Below are 20,197 nucleotides of genomic sequence, written 5' to 3'. Positions count from 1 at the left end.
GAAGCCAATGCGGGCGGGGCTCTGGCACGCGGGAATACCTCGTCGTGGGCATTGCCGCACTGGCCCGCGCTGGTAGAGTGAAGGCATGGGACGGACGCCTTTTTCGGGGGTCCAACGGAGGTTGATGGCCTGAAGAGGAAGCGGATGCTTAACCTGACATTGCGGCAATTGCGGGTCTTCGAGGCGGCGGCGCGTCACCTGAGTTTTTCGCGCGCGGCCGAAGAACTGCATCTGACACAGCCGGGCGTGTCCGCACAGCTCAAGCATCTCGAAGAGACCATCGGCATGAAGGTGTTCGAGCAGATCGGGCGGCGCATCTTTCTCACCGAGGCGGGCCGCGAGGTCTATAGCCATTCGCGCTCGATTCAGGAGCAACTGTCGATACTCGAGGAGTCGCTCGATCAGTTGCGCGACACCACGCAGGGGAAAATTCGCGTTTCGGCGGTGACGGGAACCGCTGGTCATCTCTCGCTGGCGTGTATTTCGCGCTATACGAAGGCGTTTCCTGGTGTGCGCGTGCGGCTGAAGTTCGGTAATCGTGAGAGCGTGCTTGGCGCGCTGGCTGGAAATGAGGCCGATCTGGCGATCATGGGGCAACCGCCCGAAGGGCAGGGGCTCGTGGCGCAGCCATTCATGAAGAACCCGCTGGTGGCGATTGCGCCGCCCGATCATCCGCTTGCGCGGCAACGTGCTATTGCGCTTGCGGCGCTGGAGGATGAAGTGTTCGTGGTGCGCGAGCCGGGTTCAGGCACGCGGCGCGCGATGGAGCGATTCTTTGCGGAGCATCGGATCCGGTTTCGGCCGGGGCTTGAGGTGAGTAGTAATGAGGCTGTTAAGTGCTGTGTTCACGTGGGCATGGGGCTCGCTGTTGTGCCGTTGCAGACAGTGCTGCCGGAGCTGGAGACCTTGCGCTTGAAAGTGCTGGATGTGGAGCGGTTTCCTATCGTGAGGTATCTGTATATCGTGCATCGCGAGAATAAGCGGCTTTCTGCTGCTGTGGAGGCGTTTAAGCGGACGCTTCTTGGTGAGGCGCAGAAGGTTATGGATGAAGTGTAGATGGGGGAGGGGTTTGGTGTGGTTTGGTATGGTCGCGTTTCCTTGTTTTCGTGTCGGTCTGCCTGGGTTGCCCCTGTGCGGGGCGGCACCTACTTTTCTTTGCAGCGGCAAAGAAAAGTAGGCAAAAGAAAGCCGCTCAAACCGCCAGTGTGACGCAGTACACCTCTTGCCCGTGATCGGAGCGGTTCCGGAGCGTCTGTCACCACGCGCCGTATAACAGAGTGACAAAGGGCTCATCCATCCGGCGGCGCTACGCGCGCCGTGGGGCATAACCCAAAACCAGAGGAATGCATACGAATCGATGCAGTGCATGCGCATTCGCTTACCCAGGGAGTACTCATGGTTTCCCTTGCAGACCCGACCGCTGCGCGCGTAGCGAGCAGCGGGATGGATGAGCCCTTTGTCACTAACGTTGAAGGTGCGAGGTGACGGATGCCCCGGAACCACTTCGATATAAGGCAAGTGGTCCACTGCGTCACACTAGCGGTTTGAGCCGCTTTCTTTTGCCTACTTTTCTTTGCGGCTGCAAAGAAAAGTAGGTGCCGCCCCGCACAGGGGCAACGCTAATAGACCACCGCGAACACAAGGAAACGCGAAAAACAAAAAAAACCGCCCTCACATCGCATCAACAAAAACCTCACCCCTTCCATCAACAGAAACATCCCCAACGAGCCGCCGCGGCGACCACCCCCCGATCTCAGCAAACGCCCCGCCTTCCTTAGAAAGACTACGCGCAACGAGCCGCCAAAAAACGCTTACCTCGGCGTGAATCTCCACAAACCGATTGGTCGCCGCCACATGCCGGAGGTTAAGCAGAATCAGCGACCCACGCCGCATACCATAAGCGGGATGCTCGCCCACGCTGCCGGCGATGCCAATCGTACCCGCCACCATCCGCGAGGCAGCAAACGCCCCGGCATTTCCAAACACGAGCGCCGTGCCGCGCCGCATGCGGTCTCCAAAGCGCTCGCCAGCGTGGCCACGCACAATAAGCGTTCCGCCGCGCATCCCATCCATGCTGCCCGGCAACGCCGCCCCCGCGAAATCGCCGGTATTGCCGCCGATCTCGATGCGCCCGCCCGCCATTTCGCACGCCGCGAAGGCGCCGCTGCTGCCACGCACGGCGAGCGTGCCGGCGCTCATCTGCGCGCCCGCGAGATCGCCCACGTCGCCTTCTACGACGATCGCGCCGCCATCCAGCGCACAGCCGACCCGGTCGAAGCGCCTCAAGTCGCCTTCAAATGCGATGCAAGCCTCGGCGTCGGGTGTCGTCTGCATACGCACATCGAAGAGATCCGCAAGCGCGATGCGCTCGGTGCCGTGCCAGAGCGGCAGGCGCGCGACTTCGCTGTCGCTCAGGGAAGCGAGTGCGGCGGGCAGGAGCGAGCGTGCGTCGATGCGCAGCGCGGGCGCTGTCTTCACGCGCAGCGTGATGCGCTTCATGGGGTGTCTCCGTTGCCGCACAGACGGTGCAGATGAAAGTGGAACGGGCCGAGCTTGCCGCCGTAGTTTCCCGCGCTAATGCGCGTGACGCCGGCTCGTGCGCCACGCGCGGTCACGGCTTCGATACCGGCGCGCATCGCGTTCGCGACGTCCGCTTCGCTGATTCCGTCGACGACGATTTCCAGCACGCAGCGTGTCTCGTCGGTCAAGGCCGTGCGCGCGGCGAGGCCCGCGAGCGTGGGGCAAAACGCGTCGTTGGTCGAGGCGGGCAGTGCAGCGTATTTCGAGCCGACCTTCGAGCCCGAGCGCACCACGCCGCCCGGAAACGGCATGATGACGCCGGGCACACGCCGCATCGCTTCCACAGCCGCTTCGGCGCCCGCGAGCGCGGCGTCGGGGTCGCGCGCAAGCAGCAGCAGGTTGCCGCCGCCCACGCCCTTGATCACGCAGGTCGTTTCCTGCGCAACGAATTCGCCGTCCATCACGGGCACGCGCCAGTAGCGCGCGCCGTCGATCAGCTTCGAGATTTGCCAGCCGTCGCCGAAAAAGCGCAGGTTCTTGCCGAGCGCGATGGCTTCGCCCTCGGTAATGCCCGCATAGACCGCGCTGGTCGGGCAGGTCAGCACGCACTGGCCCACGCGTCGCTCGACCTGCTTGGCCAGTTCCTTGCCCGACATCGAGAAGAGCAGGACCGCGATGCCCGGCCTGCCGTCGGGCGATGCGTCCGGTTCGATCTCGCGTTCAATGGCCGCCTCGCAGCCGCAGGCGATCACCGAGGTCGCAAAGCCGGTCGCGGCCACGGCGGCGTGGCGCGCCCAGGTGAGATTGCGCGCGGTGATCACGAGCCGCGTGGCCTTCATCGGGAAGGCTTCTGCGAATGTGTCGTCGATGGTGACGCCGTTGATGGTGAGCGGCGGGTTCTCCGTGGTGCTCGCGCTTGCGCTCATGACGGCTGCTCTCCTGTGCTGTTGCCGTGTGCGACGCAGGCCGCGGGCAGGAGCCGGCCGCCGTTGCAGCACGAGCACAGCTCGTCGCGGCCGATGGCGGCGTGGCGGAAGTTGTACGCGAGATGGCGTTCGCCGTATTCGTCCAGCGTGCGCTCGATCGAACGGTCGAACTCCGGCTCGATGAAATGCGTGCCGCCCACGGGTGTTGCCACGATGCGCCCGTTGCGCGCCACCAGCTCGCCGTCCTTGAATACATATTCGGGTGTGCTGAACATGACTTCGCGGTTGGCGTCGTCGCGATACACCGCGATGTCGGCGGCGGCACCCGCGCTCAGCCGGCCACGGTCGCGCAGCCCGAGCAGGCGCGCGGGCGCGGCGCGCGTGAGAATCGCGATCTCCTCGAAGCTCAGTTCGCGCGTCATGCTCGCAAGCGCCGATTGCTGCGCGACCTCGGGATGCAGTTTCGCAAGCTGCTCGTCGCGGAACGATTTGTCCATCAGAAGCCGGATCAGGTGAGGGTAGCTCGTGAACGGCCCGCCGTTCGGGTGATCAGTCGTGAGCGTGATCTGCCAGGGGTTCTTCACCATCAGGAACAGTTCGAGGCCGATCGTCCATTGCAGCGCGTTGACGTAGCTTTGCTCGCGATAGCGGAATGGCACGATGCCGCAGCCCGCGTCGCATTCGATGTCGCCGGCGATCCATTTGCGCGGCGAGGCGAAGTCGGCCTGCTTGACCTGTTTCATGATGTCGCCGGACGCGGTGATGGTCTGTCCGAACATGATCTGGCCCACATCGATCGAAATGTTCGGATGCGCGTTGACGGCCTCGGCAATGCGCTCGGCCGCCGAGGAGAACTTGCGCGGGCCTTCGGTGCCGTAGCTATGGAACTGGATATGCGTGAGGTGGCCGGGCAGTCCTTCGAGTGCGTCGATCGTCGCGAGCGTGGAATCCACATTGCCTGGCACACCCAGGTTGCTCGCGTGGATATGCAGCGGATGCGGCACGCCCAGTTCCGCGAGCGTGCGCGCGAGCGTATGCAGCACCTGGCGGGGCGTGATCGCGTAGTGCGCATGCGTTTCGTCCACGTTCAGGCTGCGCTGATTGAACTTGAAGGCCGAAATCCCGCCCGGGTTGACGACCTTCACGCCCAGCGCCTTCGTGGCGTTGATGGACCAGCCCACGTAATCGCGCAGGCGCTCGAAGTCCTCGCCTTGCGCAAGCATGCGCAGGAACAGCTCGTCGTTGCCGAGCATCACGTAGGCGCCGTGATCGATGATGGGCGTATCGCCCATTTCCAGATGCGTGTGGCGCGCGTTCGAGGCGATCATCGCGGGCTCGAATGCGGCCGTGTAGCCCATCTCGGCGTAGCGGTAGCCCGTTGCGAGCGTGCCGGGCGTGCAGACGCCGCACGAGGCCAGCTCCAGCGCGTTTTCGGCTTGCTCGCGCTGCATCCGGATCCGGTGATCCTCGGGCATCAGCATGCGGGCGAGGTTCACCTTGCCGCCGCCGATATGCGAATGCATGTCGATGCCGCCCGCCATCACCGTCATGCCGGTGATGTCGTATTCGCGGTCCACGACTTCCTCGGCGTCCAGATGGACGATGCGGCTGTCGCGCACACAGAGGTCGGCAATCTGGCCGTCGATGCGGCTTGCCGGGTCGAATACGCGGCCGCCGCGCAGACGAAACGTGCTCATGCGGCGTTCTCCTTGCACGATGCGAGCTTTGCGCCCAACTGGCCCGCGAATGCGGCCACGGTGGGCAGCGTGTCTGCGTAGACCGGCGTGAGCGGCAGCACGACGCCGCCATCGGCGCGAAACAGATGGCCCGCCGAGCCAATGCCCGGTGTGGAAACGGGCACGAACACGGTCGGACCTTCGCGGTCCGTGCAGGTTGCGGCGAGGCCCGGATGGCCGAGCACGATCGTCGGGAGAGCGGTGCGCGGCGGCGGCAGGTCCGCGCCGAAGCTCGCGACCCAGACCAGCGCATCGACGTCGCGATCCGCGAGCAGGCGCGCCGTGTCGTAGCGCTGCGGCGCATGTTCTAGTCCGCTGCGATGCACGCCCGTGCGCAACGGCAAGCCGGAGAGCCAGGTGAGCGTCTGATTGACGCTCGCGCCGCCGTCGTCGCCGCCGAGCGCGAGGCCGCCCGCGCGCCGCATGCGGTTGAGCGTCTTCAGCAGGCGGTCGAATCCTTCCACAAGCAGCGTGGCATGGGTGCCTGGGAGATCAGCAGGAATCCAAACGATTGCCGTATAGTCCGCCGCGAGCATGCGCTCCACGAGCGCGGCCAATGCGGGATCGGCGGGTGCTCGCAGGGATTTGCCGGCGAGCAGCGCGTTGAGCGTGGCCACCGTGTCGTAGAGGTCGCCCTGGAGGGGCACCGCGAGCGTTTCGACTCCGGCGCGCTGCGCGAGCGCGGCGTCGATCTCGCAACCGAGAAAGACGACGGTGCGCGGTGCCGGTCCGACGCCGCCCGTTTCGCCACCCACGGCGCAGCGCGAGAAAAACTCGGGATAACGCGTCGATGGCGAGGACCCGATGCAGACCATCAGATCGGCGCGATTGCGGATCTCGGCGAGGGTCGTCGTGAACGCGCCACGGTCCTGCATGGCCGTCAAGCCGTGCATCAGCGCGCGACCATGCGCGTGGTCGACAATCGCACCGCACGCGTTGGCGACGCGATAGAGCGCGCGCGCGCCGGCCACGTCGGTGACCATGCCGCCGAAGAGCGGCTGGCGCGCGCGGGCGAGCCACTGCGCGGCGGTGTCGAGCGCGGTCTGTGCGGCGACCGGCTGGCCGTTCACGGCGGGTGTCGCCGAGGACGGCGCGCCGCCGAATTGGGCGAGCGCGCGCGCGGCGCGCGGGCAGCTCGTGCCCGCCGGTGTCAGCGTTTCGCCTTGAGCGACGCCGAAGCGGTCGCACAGCAGCGCGCAGAACGGGCAGGTCCAGGGTGGGGAGTGAAGAGTCGCATCCATGCCTGCCGATTTGCAAGGGCTATGCCATGCGTGATGTTGCAGCGGTGCGTGCGCCGGCAACGCGACCTGCGAGCCGCTTTGCAGACGGATTGGCGTCTTGCTCCGCACGCTGGGCGGGCCACGGCGCGCGCCATGCGCGGTACACAATGCGCACGGGGATTCGTGAGCGCGTCACACATTGTCACGCGCGGTTCGTATCGGCGTTGTATCCGCTCTGGCCGCCAACGCACTCGCAAACGCACTCACCAACGCACTCGCCAATGCGCACGCCAATGCACCATCAAACGCGCAACGCAGCACGCTGCCTTGGGGTGCTACCGACTACCCTCACGAGCCGTTAAACACCGGCGCGATGTTTTGCGCGCGCGCATTGGCGCCGTTGGCACGAAACGTGATTGTCGCGATGTGGACGGTGCCGCACGCGGGTCGCGTATTCCATTCAGGACGCCGCGGGAATACGCCGCTCGTGCAGCGCGGAGGCCACAAGCCACGCGTTCGCGCCCGAGGTGGCCGCCGCTTGCAGATCGTCGGCGTTGCGAATGCCGCCCGCGCCGATGATCTGCCGCTGCCCCGCGCGTTCGCGGACCTCGGCGATCGTGTCGAGCGCAGGGCCGTCGAACGAGCCCACGCGCTCCAGCGTCATGACGATCAGGCGCGCGGGCCAGTGCGACGTGTCGGTCCAGCAGTGCGGATCGCCGAGCGGCGTGTCGTGACGGCGGTCGAGCGAGAGCAGCGCATCGGCGGGCAGATGGGGCATTGCGCCGGGCTGCAGCGATTCGCTGCCGAAGACGGGCGTGATGGGGGCACTGCGGGGGGCACTGCGAGGGGCACTGCGGGGGGCACTGCGGGCGGCACCGACGGAAGCACTGCGGGAAGCGCTGCCGGTGGTGCCGCTTTCGCGCAGTGGAGCAAGCAGTGCGCTGGCCGCGTGAGGATCGGCAAAGCCCGCATCGAGCCACAGCTCGACGCCGGGCAGCGCGCCGGCGAGCCGGGCGAGCAGGTCGCGTTGCGGTGCGCCGTGCACGATGCCGTCGAGATCGGCGACATAGAGCACGGAGGCGCCACAGTAGTCGAGGAGGGCGCGCGCGGCGTCCACCGGATCGCTGCCGCTGCACAGTTGCGATTCGAGCGGGCGATAGCGGCTGCGTTCGCCGCGTACGGCACGCACTGCGATGCCGCCGAGCACGTCGATAACGGGAATGATTTGCATGGGGAGCGAGCGATGACGAAGGTGCTGGTCTACGAATATATCAGTGCGGGCGGCGATGCGTCGGCGGCTGCCAGGCCCGAGATGCTCGCGATGGGGCGCGCGATGCGCGATCCGGTGGCCGGCGACCTCGCACGCACTGCGGGCGTGGAGGTGACGTGCATCTGTGCCGCGGGCGATACGGCCGCTGCGCCGCGCGCGCCTTCGCTGACGTGGCGTGTGCCGCCGCGCGGGCATGACCCCGTTGCGTTCGTGGGTGAAGAGGCGCAGCGTCACGACGCGGTCTGGGTGATTGCGCCCGAGACGGACGGCGTGCTGGCCGCGCTGTGCGGCGCGGTGGGCGCGTCGCGCTGGATCGGCTGCGATGCCGCCGCGCTCCAGGTGGCAAGCAGCAAGCGCAGGACGGCGCGGCATCTCGCGCAAGCGGGCATCGCAACCACGCGCGCCTGGTCGGCCGACGCGCCGCTGGAGCCCGGCGCTAGCGCGTGGGTCGTCAAGCCCGACGACGGTGCAGGCGCAATCGATACCCATGTCTATCACGACTTTCGTGCGGCCCAGTCCGCGTTTCTCGCGCGCCTCGCGGCACAGGAGGACGTGACTCTCGAGGAATGGGTGGAAGGCGACGCGCTGAGTCTTTCGCTGCTGTGCACGCGGGGCCGCGCGGAACTGCTGAGCGTCAACTGGCAGCACGTGAACGTCACGCAGGGACGCCTCGCCTATGAGGGCGTCACCGTGGGCGCGATTGCGCTCGACAGTCTCGTTGGCCGCGCCTGCGCGGAGCTGGCGGCGCGGGTGGCGCGCACGCTGCCGGGATTGGCGGGCTTCGTCGGTATCGATGTGGTCTGGCATCGCGAGCGGGGACCCGTGATCGTCGAAATCAATCCGCGCGTGACCTGCGCCTATGCGGGGCTTGCGGCGCGGCTCGACATGAATCTCGCGGCGCGCGTGCTGGCGGCGCATCGCGAATTTCAGCGCGAACGTGAATACGAAGTTGAGCACGAACTCGAACACGAAGCGAGCGACGGGATGCACGACATCACGCAGGACACGGCGCCCGACACGGCGCCCGACACGGCACACGACACGGCACACGACACGGCACATGACACCGCCGAGCAGATCTGCCATGTCGCATGACCTCGTGATCGGTTGGGACATCGGGGGCGCGCACGTGAAGGCGGCGCGCGTGGAGGAGGGCCGCGTGATCGACGTCGTGCAATGGCCCTGCCCGCTCTGGCAAGGCCTCGTGCAACTGGACGCGGTGCTGGCCCAGGCCGCCGCGCGCTGGCCCGATTATCGCGAGGCCTGCCATGCGGTGACGATGACGGGCGAGATGGTCGATCTCTTCGAGCATCGCGAGGCCGGCGTGGCCGCGCTTGCGCAGCGACTCGCTGCGCGTCTGGGCGAGCGCGTGGCCTTCTATGCAGGCGAGGGGCGCTGGTGCGCGCTGGACGAGGTCGCGGCGCACTGGACGCACATCGCCTCGGCCAACTGGCTCGCCACCGCCCAGGTGGTTGCGCGGCGGGTGCCGAATGCAGTGCTGGTCGACATCGGCAGCACGACGACGGACCTGATCATGGTGCGCGGTGGCCGGATCGCCGCGCGCGGCGCCGACGACGCGGCGCGTCTGCGCACGGGGGAACTGGTCTATCAGGGCGTCGTGCGCACGCCGCTATGCGCGCTCGCGCAGCGCATCGGCTTTCGCGGTGAAACCTGGAACGTCATGAACGAGCACTTCGCGACCACGGCCGACGTGTACCGTCTCACCGGCGAGCTTGCCCCCATGCACGATCAGCATCCCGCCGCGGACGGCGCAAGCAAGGACGCCGTGGCCACGCACCGGCGGCTCGCGCGCATGATTGGCCATGACGCGAGAGATGCATCGGAATCCGAATGGATTGCCTTCGCCTGCCAATGGCGCGATCTGCAACTCGGGTATCTGGCCGCGAATCTCACGCGGGTGCTGGGGAAGGTCGGTCCGGCGCGCGGTGCCGTGCGGCTGGTGGCGGCGGGCTGCGGCGCATTTCTGGTCGAGGCGCTCGCGCGTTCGTGCGGGTATGAGACCGTGCGCTTCGGCAAGCTCGTCGAGGCGCCGGGCGGCGCGGCTGGATGGGCGCAGGTCTGCGCGCCGAGCGCGGCGGTTGCGCTGCTGTTCGCGGAGACAGCCGATGCGGCGCTCGTGTGACACGGCGGGATGGCCGGTGCCGTTGGGGGAGCGCCTATGTGGGTGGTGAAGATCGGCGGGAGTATGAGCCGCGACCCGTTACTGCAAACGTGGCTGCGCGAATTGAACGAACTGGGCGGTGGGCGCGTGGTGATCGTGCCGGGCGGCGGCGGCTTCGCAGATCAAGTGCGCGAGCATCAGGCGATCTGGCGATTCGATGATCTTGCTGCGCACAATATGGCGGTGCTTGCCATGGCGCAGCATGCGTTGATGATGCAGGGTTTGTGCCGCAGGCTCGTGGTTGCGGCGACCGAGTCGCAGATTCGGCATGCGTTGCATGAAGGACGGACCGCTGTTTGGGCGCCGTTCGGTTTGATGCGGCAGGAGGCCGATACGCTCACGAGCTGGGATGTGACGTCGGATTCGCTGGCGGCGTGGCTGGCTAATCGGCTTAATGCTGAACGGTTGATGGTCGTTAAGTCGTGTGAGGTCGATTTTGCTTGCGACTTCGCGCAATATGCTGAGAAAGGGGTGGTTGATAAGCGATTTTCTGAGGTTATCAGGGAGGCTTCTTATCCGGTGGATATCCTTAATAAAAACGATTGGGGGAGGGTTCGGGAGTTGCTGTTGAATGTGGATGTTTCTTGATGGTGGTTTTTTGGGCGTGGGTTGTCGCGTTTCCTTGTATTCGTGTCGGTCTATTAGTGTTGCCCCTGTGCGGGGCGGCACCTACTTTTCTTTGCCGCGGCAAAGAAAAGTAGGCAAAAGAAAGCCGCTCAAACCGCTAGTGTGACGCCGTCCACCACTTGCCTGTAATCGGAGTGGTTCCGGAGCGTCTGTCACCACGCGCCGTACAACGGAGTGACTAAGGACTCATTCCTCCGGCGGCGCTTCGCGCGCCGTGGGGCATAATCCAAAACCAGAGGAATACATACGAATCGATGCAGCGCATGCGTATTCGAGTGCCCAGGCAGAACCCCTGGTTTCCCATGCATACCCGACCGCTGCGCGCGTAGCGAGCAGCGGGATGAATGAGCCCTTTGTCACTACGTTTAAAGGTGCGAGGTGACAGATGCCCCGGAACCACTTCGATCAACGGCAAGAGGTGTACTGCGTCACACTAGCGGTTTGAGCCGCTTTCTTTTGCCTACTTTTCTTTGCGGCTGCAAAGAAAAGTAGGTGCCGCCCCGCACAGGGGCAACGCTAATAGACCACCGCGAATACAAGGAAACGCGACAATAGCCACCGCGAACCTAAGGAAACGCGACAACAAACCAGAACCCGCACCAGAACCCACGACCACCATAAATCACGCAGCCTGAAGTGGCTCACACGACACCGCTTCCACTCCCCCCTTCAACGCGACCCGCAGCGCCCGCACCCTCTCACCCTCAAGCCTTCCCGTCCGAGCCCCATCACACAACGCACTCCGAAACCCCGCAAAATCCGGCAACAGCGCCCGCACGCGCGGCACATGCTCAACCCGCAGCGCACCAGCAATTCCCACCATCACTTCATGCGCCCGCGCAATCTGCACCATGCTATCGAGCACAGCAAGCGGCACGCAATGAAACAGGCTGCCCGCTTCCTTGCGCTGCGTATCAGCCATCACCCCAGCGAACTTCAACTCGCACGCATATTCAACCAGCCTGAGATCGAGCCCGTCGTCGCACAGCAGCACCGGCACCATGTTCCAGCGCAGCGCACGCATGCGTTCGAGCGTCTCGCGCGCCGTGGGCCCTGGGGCCACGCCCGCTTTCACGTAATCCACGCCGCAGCGCCCAATACGGTTCGCATGATGCGCCACGGCCGCGTGGTCGCCGGGGCGCAGGTCGCCAATCGTCGCGCTCACGGGCAGGTCCGGATAGCTCTCGCGCAACGCACCGACTATGCTCGCGACGCGCGTCGCCGGCAATGCGCCCAGTGCTCCCGCGCGCGGTTCCTTGAGGTCGATGAAATCCGCGCCTGCGGCGGCTGCTTCACGCGCCTCGGCGAGGTCGCGCACACTGGTAAGGAGTCGGATCATGTCGGTTCGCGCATGCAGGCGCGCTCGTTGTGTGAGTCGTGGAGGGATTCGTTGATGGAACCGCTGTTTGAATAGTAAGCAGCCGTGGCTTCGGTCAGCCACCGCCAGGCTTCGCGCTCGGCGGGGCCTGCCGTTTTCTCGATGGCGATCGTGAGCCACGCCATTTCCGTTTCGATCTTTTCGCGCGGCAGCAGGTGCAGGCGGCTCACCAGCACGGCGGCTTCGATCACGGCGGCCTGCGCGCGGTTAAATCCCGTGAACGGTGCGTGCGTTGCCTCGGCCACGCGGCGCAACGTCAGCACCGGGCGGGCCGGGTCGCCGCTCGTGTCGACGAGACGCAATTCGGTATGCGCGAGCGCCCCCGCGAGACGCACGCCCGGCACCGTCCCGGCAGGCAGCGTCGGCCAGCTTCGGCGGTCCGTCACGCAGCCGGCAAACACGCGCACGTCGGTGGTGAAATTCATCACCGCATAGCCGCTCGTCATGATGTTGTCGTAGGTGGTCGATGGCGTGAACGGCATCAGCACCACACGGTCGCGCTCGAGGCGTGCGCCCATCGGCGCGATATGCGGCGTGCCGTCGGATGAGCAGGTGGTGACTACAGTTTCGTGGATCATTCAGGCCTCCTTACGCAGCGTCGTGCCTGGCGCGCATTGTTCGAGCAGATTATCGGCATCACGCGCAGCGTCGCGCTCCGCGGCGCAGCCCCAGTCGAGCGACTGATCCTGCGCGTAGCGCTTGCCGAGGCGCCACGCCACTTCGGCGCGCGCGAGTTCCACGCCCATATAGAACGCGTGCGCGCCGTCGCTTTCGAGCTTCAGACGCGGCCAGAGCGCGAACGGATCGATGGCGACATGGTGGCCGTCGCGGTTGTAGACGTGCACGCCGGCGCTCGATACCTGCACGCGAAAATTCGGATCGCGGATCGCACGCGCGGTTTCTGCAATCTCTTCGGGCGAGTCGGGAAAGGGCCGCTTCGCATGAACCGTCATCAACGCGTCGGACATGCCCTTGGGCAGCGTGCGCTGCTCGCGCGCGGCGTACATGACGCGCCGCGCGACGTCCGCTTCGCGAATCGCGCGGCGGGCGTGCTGGCTGACCTGAGTCGTCAGGATGGCGGCAATGCCCAGTTCCGCGCCCATGCCGAGCAGCACGGCGTTGATGCCGCACGTATCGGCCTCGGTAAGCTCGGTGACGTTGCCCACGCCCATCATGATGGGCGCATCGGGGAACGCGTCGCGCACGCGCTGGTAGCGCATCAGCGATTTCAGGAGACCGAATGGAATCGGATCGAGAATCGGATCGGCGAGAAACGGCCGCCCCATCGCGCTCACGGTTTCGATCGCGGTGAAGAGCGACGCTTCGTCGGCGCTCTCGCGCGCCACCAGAATGGGCGTCGATTCGACCTCGTTGAGAATCCACAGCGTTTCGGTCGAGAGGCTGAGCAGATAGTCGGCGCCAGCGCGGCCGCCGCGCACGAGTTCTTTCGCGTCCATCGAGTCGACGCTGACCGCGAAGCCGCGCTCCTTGAGCGCGCGCACCGCGTCGGCCAGATGCGGGAATGGCGTGGCGGGCAGGCAGCCGAGATCGATCACGTTGGCGCCGTCGGCCTGAAGCTGTGCGGCGCGCTGGCAGATGGCCTCGACGTCGAGCCGGGGCGCATCCACGATCTCCGCGAAGATGGCGATGTCGTACTTCGAGAGATCGACGGGCCGCGCCGCGCGGTTGAAGTAGGCGGGCAGGTCCTTGAGCTCTTCGGGGCCGCGCGCGAAGGGGATGCCGTAGTGGGCCGAGAGTGCGTCGAGATCGCCCCGGCAGCGGCCTGGCACGATCACGCGGTCGGCCGCGATGGGCGCGCTCACGCGGCGGCGGATCATGTCCGCCGTCATCAGCGCGGCCACTTGCAGGCCGATCTCGCGAATCTCCCAGGTGAACGGCGCGGGCTCGAGGCTGCGCAGCACCCGTTCGAGCCCGGGCTGGGCGAGGCGTCCGGTGAGAAAGACGATGTGTTCCATGGTGTGTGAGTCGGGCTCGCTTTGGATCGTTGCTTTGATCGTCGCTTTTATCGTCAACCAACCGGGTTATTCAGACACGGCCGCAAGCAGGCCGAGCGTTCGATAGCGCGTGTCGAGCGCCGCGCGCAGCGCATCGATCGAATTGGCTACCACGCAGTGATCGATCTGGCGCAGGCGCTCGACGTTGTGCAACTCGATGTTGCGCGGCCGCAGTTCGACCCAGTCCAACGGGCTTTTCGTGACCACGACCGGTTCCGTGTCGCATGCAAAGATGATGCCGGGAATACCGAGCTTGCCGGCCTGGGCGAACAGATTGGTCGGCAGCGTGTCCGAGATGCCGAACGCGCATTTCGCCACGGTGTTGCTGGTGGCCGGGGCAATCACGAGCGTGTGATAGAGACCCGCTTCGTAGAACATGCCCACCGGCACGGCGCTCGCGCTGTTGTCGCGGAACACGCGAAAGCGCGCCTTTAGCTGCGCGATGCCGATCTTGTAGAGCGGCAGCACTTCCTCGGCGGCGCGCGAGAGAAACAGGTCGACGTTCGGCATCTCGGCGGCAAGCGCGAGCGATTCTTCGAGGCAATGCCCCGATCCGGTGATGGCCCATGCAAGGCGAGGCCTCGCCAGTGCCGCGTCGTCCTGGCCTTCGTGGGTTGGGTGCGCCTGGTTCGATGGATGCGCTCGGGTCATTGTCTGTCTGCTGTCGTTATCGGGTCGTTGTGGGGTCGTTATCGGGTCGTTGTCGGGCGCGGTGTTCACATGCGATTTTTGATTCGGCTGGCAGCTTGCGCAGTTTGCGATACACAGTGTCACCGGGCGCGCGGCGTGCCAGATGCGCTTTGCCACGCCAGAACCGCGTTTTGCCGCGTATTTGCCGCGTATTTGCCGCGTATTTGCCGCACTGTCGCGTTGCCGTGAACCTGCCGTGAGCCATTACGCGGGTTCTACTTGCGACATTCGTGCCTGGGACGGTTCTTGCATGGGATCGGGCCGACCCATCCAGGGCAAGCGAGAGGAGCAAGCATGAACGCAATCGACACCAGCATGTTCGACCGGCCCGCGAGGCGGGCAGCCAACGCGGCGCGCCACATTGAAGGCGAGGGCGCGCAACCGATGGATCTCATCTTTATCGAGGGCTTTACCGGCGAGACGGTGATCGGCATCGACCCGGAGGAACTCCACGACCCGCAACCGGTGCAGATCGATCTCTGGGCGGGCCTGCCGCGCAGCCGCGCGTGCGATACCGACGCGATCAACGACACCATCGACTATGGGAAAGTCCACGGTGCGTTGCAGGCCTTGCTGTCGAATCATGGCGTGCAACTGCTCGAGGCGCTGGCCGAGGTGATTGCGCAAATGCTGCTGGTCGATTTCGGCGCGCACTGGGTGCGGGTTGCGCTAGTGAAGCCGAACAAGTTCGCGAATGTGAAGGCGGTGGGCGTGACGATCGAGCGGCGTCGCGCGAGTGTGGCCCCCGCGTACAAGCGCGAGGGCGCGGCGCTTGCGCTGCTCGGCGCGGGTATGTTTCCGCCGGAAGGGACGTTTTGAACGGGCAGACGGACGGGGCTTGTCAAGCTCCGTCCGGTGTCGCCGGTGTGGTGTGCAACGCAGGAGCGCCCCGCCCGGTGCGCTCGATGAGTTGAGTGCCTGGGTCGCGCGCGCCGCTCAGTTCGCGGCGAACGGATGCTTCGTCTCGCCCTTGCGGCGCACCACCTCGGCCGCGCGCGGTTCGCGGTTCACGGCGCGCTTGAGCGCCTCGCGCGTCGCGCGATAGTTGTAGTCCTGGATCTTCTGGTCGTCCTCGGCCTGCCAGTGAATGAACACGCCCACGCTGATAAAGACGTCGTCGGCTTCGTCGGCGGGAATCGTGCCGTCTTCCACGCTGTCCGCAACCGCGAGCGCCACCGCGCGCTGCGCCGGGCCGAACATCTGCACCGCCTGCTTCGCGCCTTTGATCGTCACTTTGTTGAACAGCACCGTGTTGGGCTTGGCGAGCAGGTTGGGCGCGACCACGGCGAGCAGCGAGGTGAAGCCATCCTTGTTGTTGGTGAGTGCGTTGCAGAACGCGCTTTCCGCCGCCGAGCCGCGCGGGCCGACGATCAGGTCGATGTGCGCGACTTCGTTGCCTTCGCCCACGAGCGATTCGCCAACGAGTACGCGATCTATCTTTGCCATGTGGTTGTCTCCGTTGAAGCCAGTGAAAAATCGGTTAAAGGCGCAATCATCGACGGGTCGAGGCAGGCGGCCGCGAAGAGCGTCGCGACCGTGAGGTCCGCGCTCGTGCCCGGATTGATTCCGCTGGCCTTGAGCGCCGCGTCCCAGTCGTCGAGCGCATGCGGTGCGCAAAGGCGCGCGTCGCCCTGCGCGAGCCACGCCGCCGCTTCGTCCGAAACGCGCTGCGCGCAGGCGTTGCCGTGCTTGCGCGCGATGTGCGAATCGGGCCAGCGCGCGAGGAAGCCGAACCAGGTGAGCAGCACCGCGTCGGCGAGGGGCGTGGGTGAAGCGGACCGTGCGGCGGACCGCGCAGTGGACCGTGCGGCGCAGGCCGCGCGAAACGTGGCGAGGCCGAAGCCCAGCACGTCGCGGAAGTCTTCGGCGTACTGGCGCGCGATGCTGTCGCGCCCGGCGGCGAGCGTCATGGCGGCGCGCAGATCGACCGTGGGCGTCGTGCCGACACTCTGGCTGTCCGCCGCGCCGAGTCCGCCTGGATTCGCAAGCGCGATCGCGCGATAGGCGGCGCAGGCGTCCTCCACGCTCAATGCGCGCAGTACCTCTCGCAAGGATGCCGCGCAGGCGGGCAATGCGGCGGGCAATGCGGCCGGCGTCGTACTGGCTTCGAATGCGGCAGCGAACGCGGCAGCAAGCGGTGCACAGAGCAATACGATGCCGAGATTGGTATTGCACCCGGCCACGGCACGCGTGCTGGCGATGGCCGCCTCGATGCGTGCGCCCACCGACGCGCCGGCACGCGCGAGCGGCGTGCAGGCCGCTCGCGCGCTGGCGAGAAAATGTTCCGCGTTCATGCCGTGCCCGGCTGAGGCGACGCTGACGTTGCCGGGCTTCGCGCACACGACGTCCTGCTCGCAGGCCCAGAGAAATGCGGCTTCGATCGCCGCTACCGTCGCTGTCGTCGCTGCGGGGATGAACTTCTGTTCCGGCCGCGCGCTCATGCGACCGCCTCGCGCGGCGTGCATACGTACCCGAGCCTGCGCGTGAGCAAGTCGTCGACGATACAGCCTGCGATATCGAACGATGTTACGGACTGCAAACCGCGCCACGCAGCCACGCCGTTGACTTCGATGACCTGGGCGCCAGCGTCGGTGGCGCGGCAAGGCACCAGATCGATGCCGGCATAGTCGAGCCCGAGCGCGGCGCTCGCGCGCTCGGCGAGCTGCGCGAGTGCGGGCGTCAGCGGCTGGGCTTCGCAGCGTCCGCCTTGCGCGACGTTGTGAACCCAGTGCTCGCTCACGCGCCGCATGGCCGTGACCGCCTTGCCGCCCACCACCAGCACGCGCCAGTCGAAGCCGGGTGTGGCGACCGGCGGGACGAAGCGCTGCATATACGCGAGCCCGCCATAGGCCCGCAATGAAGGCAGCGCCGCGCAGCCGCTTTCACCGCTTCCTGCAAGGCGCACGAGCCCCTTGCCTTGCGAGCCGAACAGCGGCTTGAGCACGACCTCGCGGCCCGCCGCCGCCTCGCGCATCACGATGCGGCGCGCGTGCGGCACGGACTCGCCGGCCCACGCGGGCGGCGTGGGGATACCGGCGCGATGGAGCAGGAACGACGTCATCGACTTGTCGACGCTGCGCTCGATCGCACGCGCGTCGTTGTAGACCGGCACGCCCAGCTCGCGCAGCGCATGGAGGATGCCAAGGCGCACGGTCACCTGCTCGAACGTGCCGCCCGCGATACCGCGCACGATCACGGCATCGGGCAGGCCGCGGCCATAGCCCGGAATCACGAGGCCGTGCGCGGCCCAGGTGGTATCGATGCGGCAGTCAGCGAGATCCACGCAGCGCCCTTGCGCGCCGCGCTCGCGCAGCGCGCGCTTCAGGCGCGAGGTGTGCCAGCCGGTCTCGTCGGTCATGATGGCGACGCGCGGTCCGCTTGGGTTCGCGCTTGTGCTCATGTCACGCCTCGCCGAGCCACAGCGGATGCAGCAGGTCGAAGCGTGTCGCGCCCGCGTGCCAGGTGCGGCCCGTCGCGAGACTGCTGACCCAGACCTCGGCGGGCGCGAACAGGGCCGGGTCGATCTGATAGAAGTCGTAGTCGTATTCGGTGAAGATTTCGGCGAACGAGCGGCCGAAGTCGCGCGAGGCCGACGAGGGCAGGCGCTGCGCGAGATCGCGCGCGGCTTCGTCGCCGCCATTGACGGTAAGGTGGACGCGTCCGCCATAGAGAATCGCGTCGTTGGTGCGGCCCATCGCGTCGATCGCTTCGCGCGCGGGCGGCGGCAGCGGCGCGCTTGCGCTGCCCTCGACGATGTCGCCGAGCGCGAAGCCCAGCACATGCGCCTTGTGCAGCGCCACTTCGAGCGCGCGCGCGACCACTTGCGTCGTGCCCGCGCGGCTGGCCGTGGGCGTGAGGATCAGCGTGAGCTCGTGCGCCTGCAGCGCGCAATCGCGCAAGATCTTGTCGATGACGACTTCGGGCGGGGCGCGGTCCACCTCCAGCACGAGGCAGCCGCGCTTCGAGACGTCGCGATAACCGAGTTCCTCGTAAAGCGGCTCCTTGCAGGCGAGCGAGCGCGCCGGTCCCGAGCCGAGCGCGAAGAACTTCTTGCCGCCGGTCTCCTCTTTCGAGGCGGAAAGACTCCAGCCCGCGTACTGGCTTGCGAGGCAGGCGAGCACGGGTTGCGCGCTCGCAATCTCGACCACGGTGGGCCATTCGTCGCGCGCGCTGGCGCCGCTGCTCGCGCGCACGCGCACCGTGCCAAGCCCGCCCATGCAGATCGCGGCGATCTCGGCGCCGGCGGCCACGCTGCCGGGCGCGTCGATGCCGGCATCGACGATCAGCACGCCGCGCGCGTCGCGGCGCGCGGTGATGCCCAGCTCGGTCTGCCGTTCGAGGAGCGTGGCGAGCAAGGACTGTGCGAGTGCGTTGACGCTGAGCGATGCGGATGCGGTTGCATGCGCAACGTGTTCAACGAGGGGCGAATGAGCGTTCATGGGACACCTTCAGCAAGGGTTCGATGGCGGCGGCGCGGGCGGCGAGGGTGGCGCGCACCGCATCCACGGATGTGCCCGGCGCACAGGCTGCCGAGACAGTGCAAAGCGGCGTGCCGGCAGCAATCGCGCTGCCGGCCACGGGAATGTCGTGGCACCAGCCAAGCCGCCGCGCCTGATCTTCGAATGCGGGCGTGATGGCGTAATCTTCCTGCGCGAACACCACGAGTTGGCCGCGCACGGGCGGCGTGTGCGCGATGGCGCCTTCTACTGCTTCTACTGCTTCTACTTCGCGCGTTTCAAGAGACTCGCCCTGGCAAGCGCGCACGTGACGCGCGAGCAGCGGGGCATGGGGATCGCAGTCGTAGAGCGCCATCGTGGCCGACGGGCGCGCGTTGACTTCGAGGACGACGCAACCTTCGCCGTCGCTCAGGAAATCGAGGCTGTTGAGCCCCACGAGCCCGCTAGCCGCGACGATCGCCTGCACGGCGTGGCGCACCGCATCCGCGAGTGGGGCGCCCACCTGCACGGGGCCGATCGCGCCGCGCCAGGCGAACGGATGTTCCCCATGCCGCGAGACGAGCTGTTCGTTGATGCCCAGCACGGTCGCGTGGCGGCCATCGGCGAGAAAGAGCGCCGACATCGGTCGGCCTTCGCAAAACCGCTGGTAATAGACGCCGTCGCGCGCGTCATGGGCTGATCCGTTGGCTGAATCCGCAAGGCGAATATGCCAGCCGCCCGTACCCGAAGCCTCCTTGCGTAACCACCCGCTCATGTCGGGCGGGGGCTCCATCCGCGTGTCGGGAAAGGCAATGCCGTGCTCGCTCAACATGGAAAAAAAGCGGCTGGGCATACGCATGGCGTCATGGGCCGGCGCCGCATTGCCGATGAGCGGCAACCCCGCAATGGGCGTGCGCAGCAGCGCGGGGCAGGCCTCGAAGCCGCTGCCCGCGATCCAGCCCATCACGCCGGGCTCGAAGCTCGCGCGCTCCAGCGCCGCGCGCGTGCGCGCCGGATCGAGCGCGAGCGTCGCGGCCTGGCCGACCGGATGCCAGCGCTGCGCGGCGCCACGCGTATCGCTGTCGCCGAACAGGTCGAGCGCAATGACGCGCCAGCCCGCGCGACGCGCCGACTCCGCGAGCATCCGCGCGCAGAGCCCGGCCACGACAATGGCGGGCCGCGTCACGAACGCGCCTC

At 66.7% G+C, this 20,197-nt stretch carries 19 protein-coding genes; 5 read left to right on the top strand and 14 right to left on the bottom strand.

Annotated features, from left to right (window positions below; all coding sequences use genetic code 11):
- Nucleotides 1-144 precede the first annotated feature (144 nt).
- Complete coding sequence (locus L5014_RS22520; RefSeq protein ID WP_238465953.1) at nucleotides 145-1,056, top strand: LysR family transcriptional regulator; 912 nt, start codon at nucleotides 145-147, stop codon at nucleotides 1,054-1,056.
- Nucleotides 1,057-1,671: 615 nt separating this feature from the next.
- Here the strand turns inward: L5014_RS22520 and L5014_RS22515 are convergent.
- The 5 genes from L5014_RS22515 to L5014_RS22495 all read right to left on the bottom strand — a co-directional run bounded on the left by L5014_RS22515 (nucleotide 1,672) and on the right by L5014_RS22495 (nucleotide 7,633).
- Nucleotides 1,672-2,499 carry a formylmethanofuran dehydrogenase subunit C gene (locus L5014_RS22515; RefSeq protein WP_238465952.1) on the bottom strand — a complete coding sequence of 276 codons (828 nt, stop codon included), beginning with the start codon at nucleotides 2,497-2,499 and terminating at the stop codon, nucleotides 1,672-1,674.
- A complete protein-coding gene (fhcD, locus tag L5014_RS22510; protein ID WP_238465951.1) occupies nucleotides 2,496-3,446 on the bottom strand; it encodes a formylmethanofuran--tetrahydromethanopterin N-formyltransferase in 951 nt (316 codons plus the stop codon). The genes L5014_RS22515 and fhcD overlap by 4 nt, the downstream gene beginning before the upstream one ends.
- Entirely contained in the window at nucleotides 3,443-5,143 is a 1,701-nt protein-coding gene (locus tag L5014_RS22505) for a formylmethanofuran dehydrogenase subunit A (RefSeq protein ID WP_238465950.1), read from the bottom strand. Before L5014_RS22505 ends, fhcD begins: the two co-directional genes overlap by 4 nt.
- A complete protein-coding gene (locus L5014_RS22500) occupies nucleotides 5,140-6,423 on the bottom strand; it encodes a molybdopterin-binding domain-containing protein (RefSeq protein WP_238465949.1) in 1,284 nt (427 codons plus the stop codon). Before L5014_RS22500 ends, L5014_RS22505 begins: the two co-directional genes overlap by 4 nt.
- Nucleotides 6,424-6,862: 439 nt before the next feature.
- Nucleotides 6,863-7,633: a HisA/HisF-related TIM barrel protein gene (locus L5014_RS22495; RefSeq protein WP_238465948.1), complete on the bottom strand. Its 771-nt coding sequence runs from the start codon at nucleotides 7,631-7,633 to the stop codon at nucleotides 6,863-6,865.
- Between the two features lie 12 nt (nucleotides 7,634-7,645).
- On the opposite strand from L5014_RS22495, the gene L5014_RS22490 reads away from it, so the two are divergent.
- The 3 genes from L5014_RS22490 to L5014_RS22480 are packed head-to-tail and all read left to right on the top strand — an operon-like array spanning nucleotide 7,646 to nucleotide 10,442.
- Nucleotides 7,646-8,767 carry an ATP-grasp domain-containing protein gene (locus L5014_RS22490; protein WP_238465947.1) on the top strand — a complete coding sequence of 374 codons (1,122 nt, stop codon included), beginning with the start codon at nucleotides 7,646-7,648 and terminating at the stop codon, nucleotides 8,765-8,767.
- Nucleotides 8,757-9,815 carry a hydantoinase/oxoprolinase family protein gene (locus L5014_RS22485; RefSeq protein ID WP_238465946.1) on the top strand — a complete coding sequence of 353 codons (1,059 nt, stop codon included), beginning with the start codon at nucleotides 8,757-8,759 and terminating at the stop codon, nucleotides 9,813-9,815. Before L5014_RS22490 ends, L5014_RS22485 begins: the two co-directional genes overlap by 11 nt.
- 36 nt (nucleotides 9,816-9,851) lie before the next feature.
- A complete protein-coding gene (locus L5014_RS22480; RefSeq protein WP_238465945.1) occupies nucleotides 9,852-10,442 on the top strand; it encodes an amino acid kinase family protein in 591 nt (196 codons plus the stop codon).
- 661 nt (nucleotides 10,443-11,103) lie between these two features.
- Here the strand turns inward: L5014_RS22480 and L5014_RS22475 are convergent.
- From L5014_RS22475 to L5014_RS22460, 4 genes are all read right to left on the bottom strand, one after another.
- The gene (locus L5014_RS22475; RefSeq protein WP_238465944.1) at nucleotides 11,104-11,799 is read right to left on the bottom strand and encodes a (5-formylfuran-3-yl)methyl phosphate synthase; all 696 of its coding nucleotides are present in this window, start codon (nucleotides 11,797-11,799) and stop codon (nucleotides 11,104-11,106) included.
- 17 nt (nucleotides 11,800-11,816) lie between these two features.
- The gene (locus L5014_RS22470) at nucleotides 11,817-12,437 is read right to left on the bottom strand and encodes a DUF447 domain-containing protein (protein ID WP_238465943.1); all 621 of its coding nucleotides are present in this window, start codon (nucleotides 12,435-12,437) and stop codon (nucleotides 11,817-11,819) included.
- Nucleotides 12,438-13,835, bottom strand: a complete 1,398-nt coding sequence (locus L5014_RS22465; RefSeq protein ID WP_238465942.1) for a DUF6513 domain-containing protein — start codon at nucleotides 13,833-13,835, stop codon at nucleotides 12,438-12,440. It lies immediately after the preceding gene.
- 66 nt (nucleotides 13,836-13,901) lie between these two features.
- Nucleotides 13,902-14,525, bottom strand: coding sequence for a flavoprotein (locus L5014_RS22460; protein ID WP_238465941.1), 624 nt, complete (start codon nucleotides 14,523-14,525; stop codon nucleotides 13,902-13,904).
- A gap of 333 nt (nucleotides 14,526-14,858) precedes the next feature.
- Here L5014_RS22460 and L5014_RS22455 point away from each other — a divergent pair, with 333 nt between their 5' ends.
- Nucleotides 14,859-15,383 (top strand): dihydroneopterin aldolase, encoded by a 525-nt coding sequence (locus L5014_RS22455; protein WP_420800114.1) that lies wholly within the window; start codon nucleotides 14,859-14,861, stop codon nucleotides 15,381-15,383.
- A gap of 117 nt (nucleotides 15,384-15,500) precedes the next feature.
- On the opposite strand, the gene fae is transcribed toward L5014_RS22455, so the two are convergent.
- The 5 genes from fae to L5014_RS22430 are packed head-to-tail and all read right to left on the bottom strand — an operon-like array spanning nucleotide 15,501 to nucleotide 20,186.
- Nucleotides 15,501-16,010 (bottom strand): formaldehyde-activating enzyme, encoded by a 510-nt coding sequence (gene fae, locus L5014_RS22450; RefSeq protein WP_238465940.1) that lies wholly within the window; start codon nucleotides 16,008-16,010, stop codon nucleotides 15,501-15,503.
- The gene (locus L5014_RS22445) at nucleotides 15,998-17,005 is read right to left on the bottom strand and encodes a triphosphoribosyl-dephospho-CoA synthase (RefSeq protein ID WP_238465939.1); all 1,008 of its coding nucleotides are present in this window, start codon (nucleotides 17,003-17,005) and stop codon (nucleotides 15,998-16,000) included. The genes fae and L5014_RS22445 overlap by 13 nt, the downstream gene beginning before the upstream one ends.
- A complete protein-coding gene (locus L5014_RS22440) occupies nucleotides 17,002-17,964 on the bottom strand; it encodes an ATP-grasp domain-containing protein (RefSeq protein ID WP_238465938.1) in 963 nt (320 codons plus the stop codon). Before L5014_RS22440 ends, L5014_RS22445 begins: the two co-directional genes overlap by 4 nt.
- Before the next feature lies 1 nt (nucleotide 17,965).
- Nucleotides 17,966-19,003: a methenyltetrahydromethanopterin cyclohydrolase gene (gene mch, locus L5014_RS22435; protein WP_238465937.1), complete on the bottom strand. Its 1,038-nt coding sequence runs from the start codon at nucleotides 19,001-19,003 to the stop codon at nucleotides 17,966-17,968.
- A complete protein-coding gene (locus L5014_RS22430) occupies nucleotides 18,978-20,186 on the bottom strand; it encodes an ATP-grasp domain-containing protein (protein WP_238465936.1) in 1,209 nt (402 codons plus the stop codon). Before L5014_RS22430 ends, mch begins: the two co-directional genes overlap by 26 nt.
- Between the last annotated feature and the right edge of the window lie 11 nt (nucleotides 20,187-20,197).

The sequence above is a fragment of the Paraburkholderia tagetis genome, assembly GCF_022213065.1.
In the GTDB taxonomy this organism is placed as follows: domain Bacteria; phylum Pseudomonadota; class Gammaproteobacteria; order Burkholderiales; family Burkholderiaceae; genus Paraburkholderia; species Paraburkholderia tagetis.
The sequence above is the reverse complement of the archived record's forward strand: the minus strand, read 5'-3'. Positions and strand labels throughout refer to the sequence as shown.

Excerpts from the sequence above, each read along its gene's own strand:
- L5014_RS22460 (WP_238465941.1), bottom strand. The coding sequence starts at position 14,525 with ATGACCCGAGCGCATCCATCGAACCAGGCGCACCCAACCCACGAAGGC.
- L5014_RS22470 (WP_238465943.1), bottom strand. The coding sequence starts at position 12,437 with ATGATCCACGAAACTGTAGTCACCACCTGCTCATCCGACGGCACGCCG.
- L5014_RS22485 (WP_238465946.1), top strand. The coding sequence starts at position 8,757 with ATGTCGCATGACCTCGTGATCGGTTGGGACATCGGGGGCGCGCACGTG.
- mch (WP_238465937.1), bottom strand. The coding sequence starts at position 19,003 with ATGAACGCTCATTCGCCCCTCGTTGAACACGTTGCGCATGCAACCGCA.
- L5014_RS22495 (WP_238465948.1), bottom strand. The coding sequence starts at position 7,633 with ATGCAAATCATTCCCGTTATCGACGTGCTCGGCGGCATCGCAGTGCGT.
- L5014_RS22515 (WP_238465952.1), bottom strand. The coding sequence starts at position 2,499 with ATGAAGCGCATCACGCTGCGCGTGAAGACAGCGCCCGCGCTGCGCATC.
- L5014_RS22520 (WP_238465953.1), top strand. The coding sequence starts at position 145 with ATGCTTAACCTGACATTGCGGCAATTGCGGGTCTTCGAGGCGGCGGCG.
- L5014_RS22500 (WP_238465949.1), bottom strand. The coding sequence starts at position 6,423 with ATGGATGCGACTCTTCACTCCCCACCCTGGACCTGCCCGTTCTGCGCG.
- L5014_RS22480 (WP_238465945.1), top strand. The coding sequence starts at position 9,852 with ATGTGGGTGGTGAAGATCGGCGGGAGTATGAGCCGCGACCCGTTACTG.
- fae (WP_238465940.1), bottom strand. The coding sequence starts at position 16,010 with ATGGCAAAGATAGATCGCGTACTCGTTGGCGAATCGCTCGTGGGCGAA.
- L5014_RS22440 (WP_238465938.1), bottom strand. The coding sequence starts at position 17,964 with ATGAGCACAAGCGCGAACCCAAGCGGACCGCGCGTCGCCATCATGACC.
- L5014_RS22490 (WP_238465947.1), top strand. The coding sequence starts at position 7,646 with ATGACGAAGGTGCTGGTCTACGAATATATCAGTGCGGGCGGCGATGCG.
- L5014_RS22505 (WP_238465950.1), bottom strand. The coding sequence starts at position 5,143 with ATGAGCACGTTTCGTCTGCGCGGCGGCCGCGTATTCGACCCGGCAAGC.
- L5014_RS22445 (WP_238465939.1), bottom strand. The coding sequence starts at position 17,005 with ATGAGCGCGCGGCCGGAACAGAAGTTCATCCCCGCAGCGACGACAGCG.
- fhcD (WP_238465951.1), bottom strand. The coding sequence starts at position 3,446 with ATGAGCGCAAGCGCGAGCACCACGGAGAACCCGCCGCTCACCATCAAC.
- L5014_RS22465 (WP_238465942.1), bottom strand. The coding sequence starts at position 13,835 with ATGGAACACATCGTCTTTCTCACCGGACGCCTCGCCCAGCCCGGGCTC.
- L5014_RS22455 (WP_420800114.1), top strand. The coding sequence starts at position 14,859 with ATGAACGCAATCGACACCAGCATGTTCGACCGGCCCGCGAGGCGGGCA.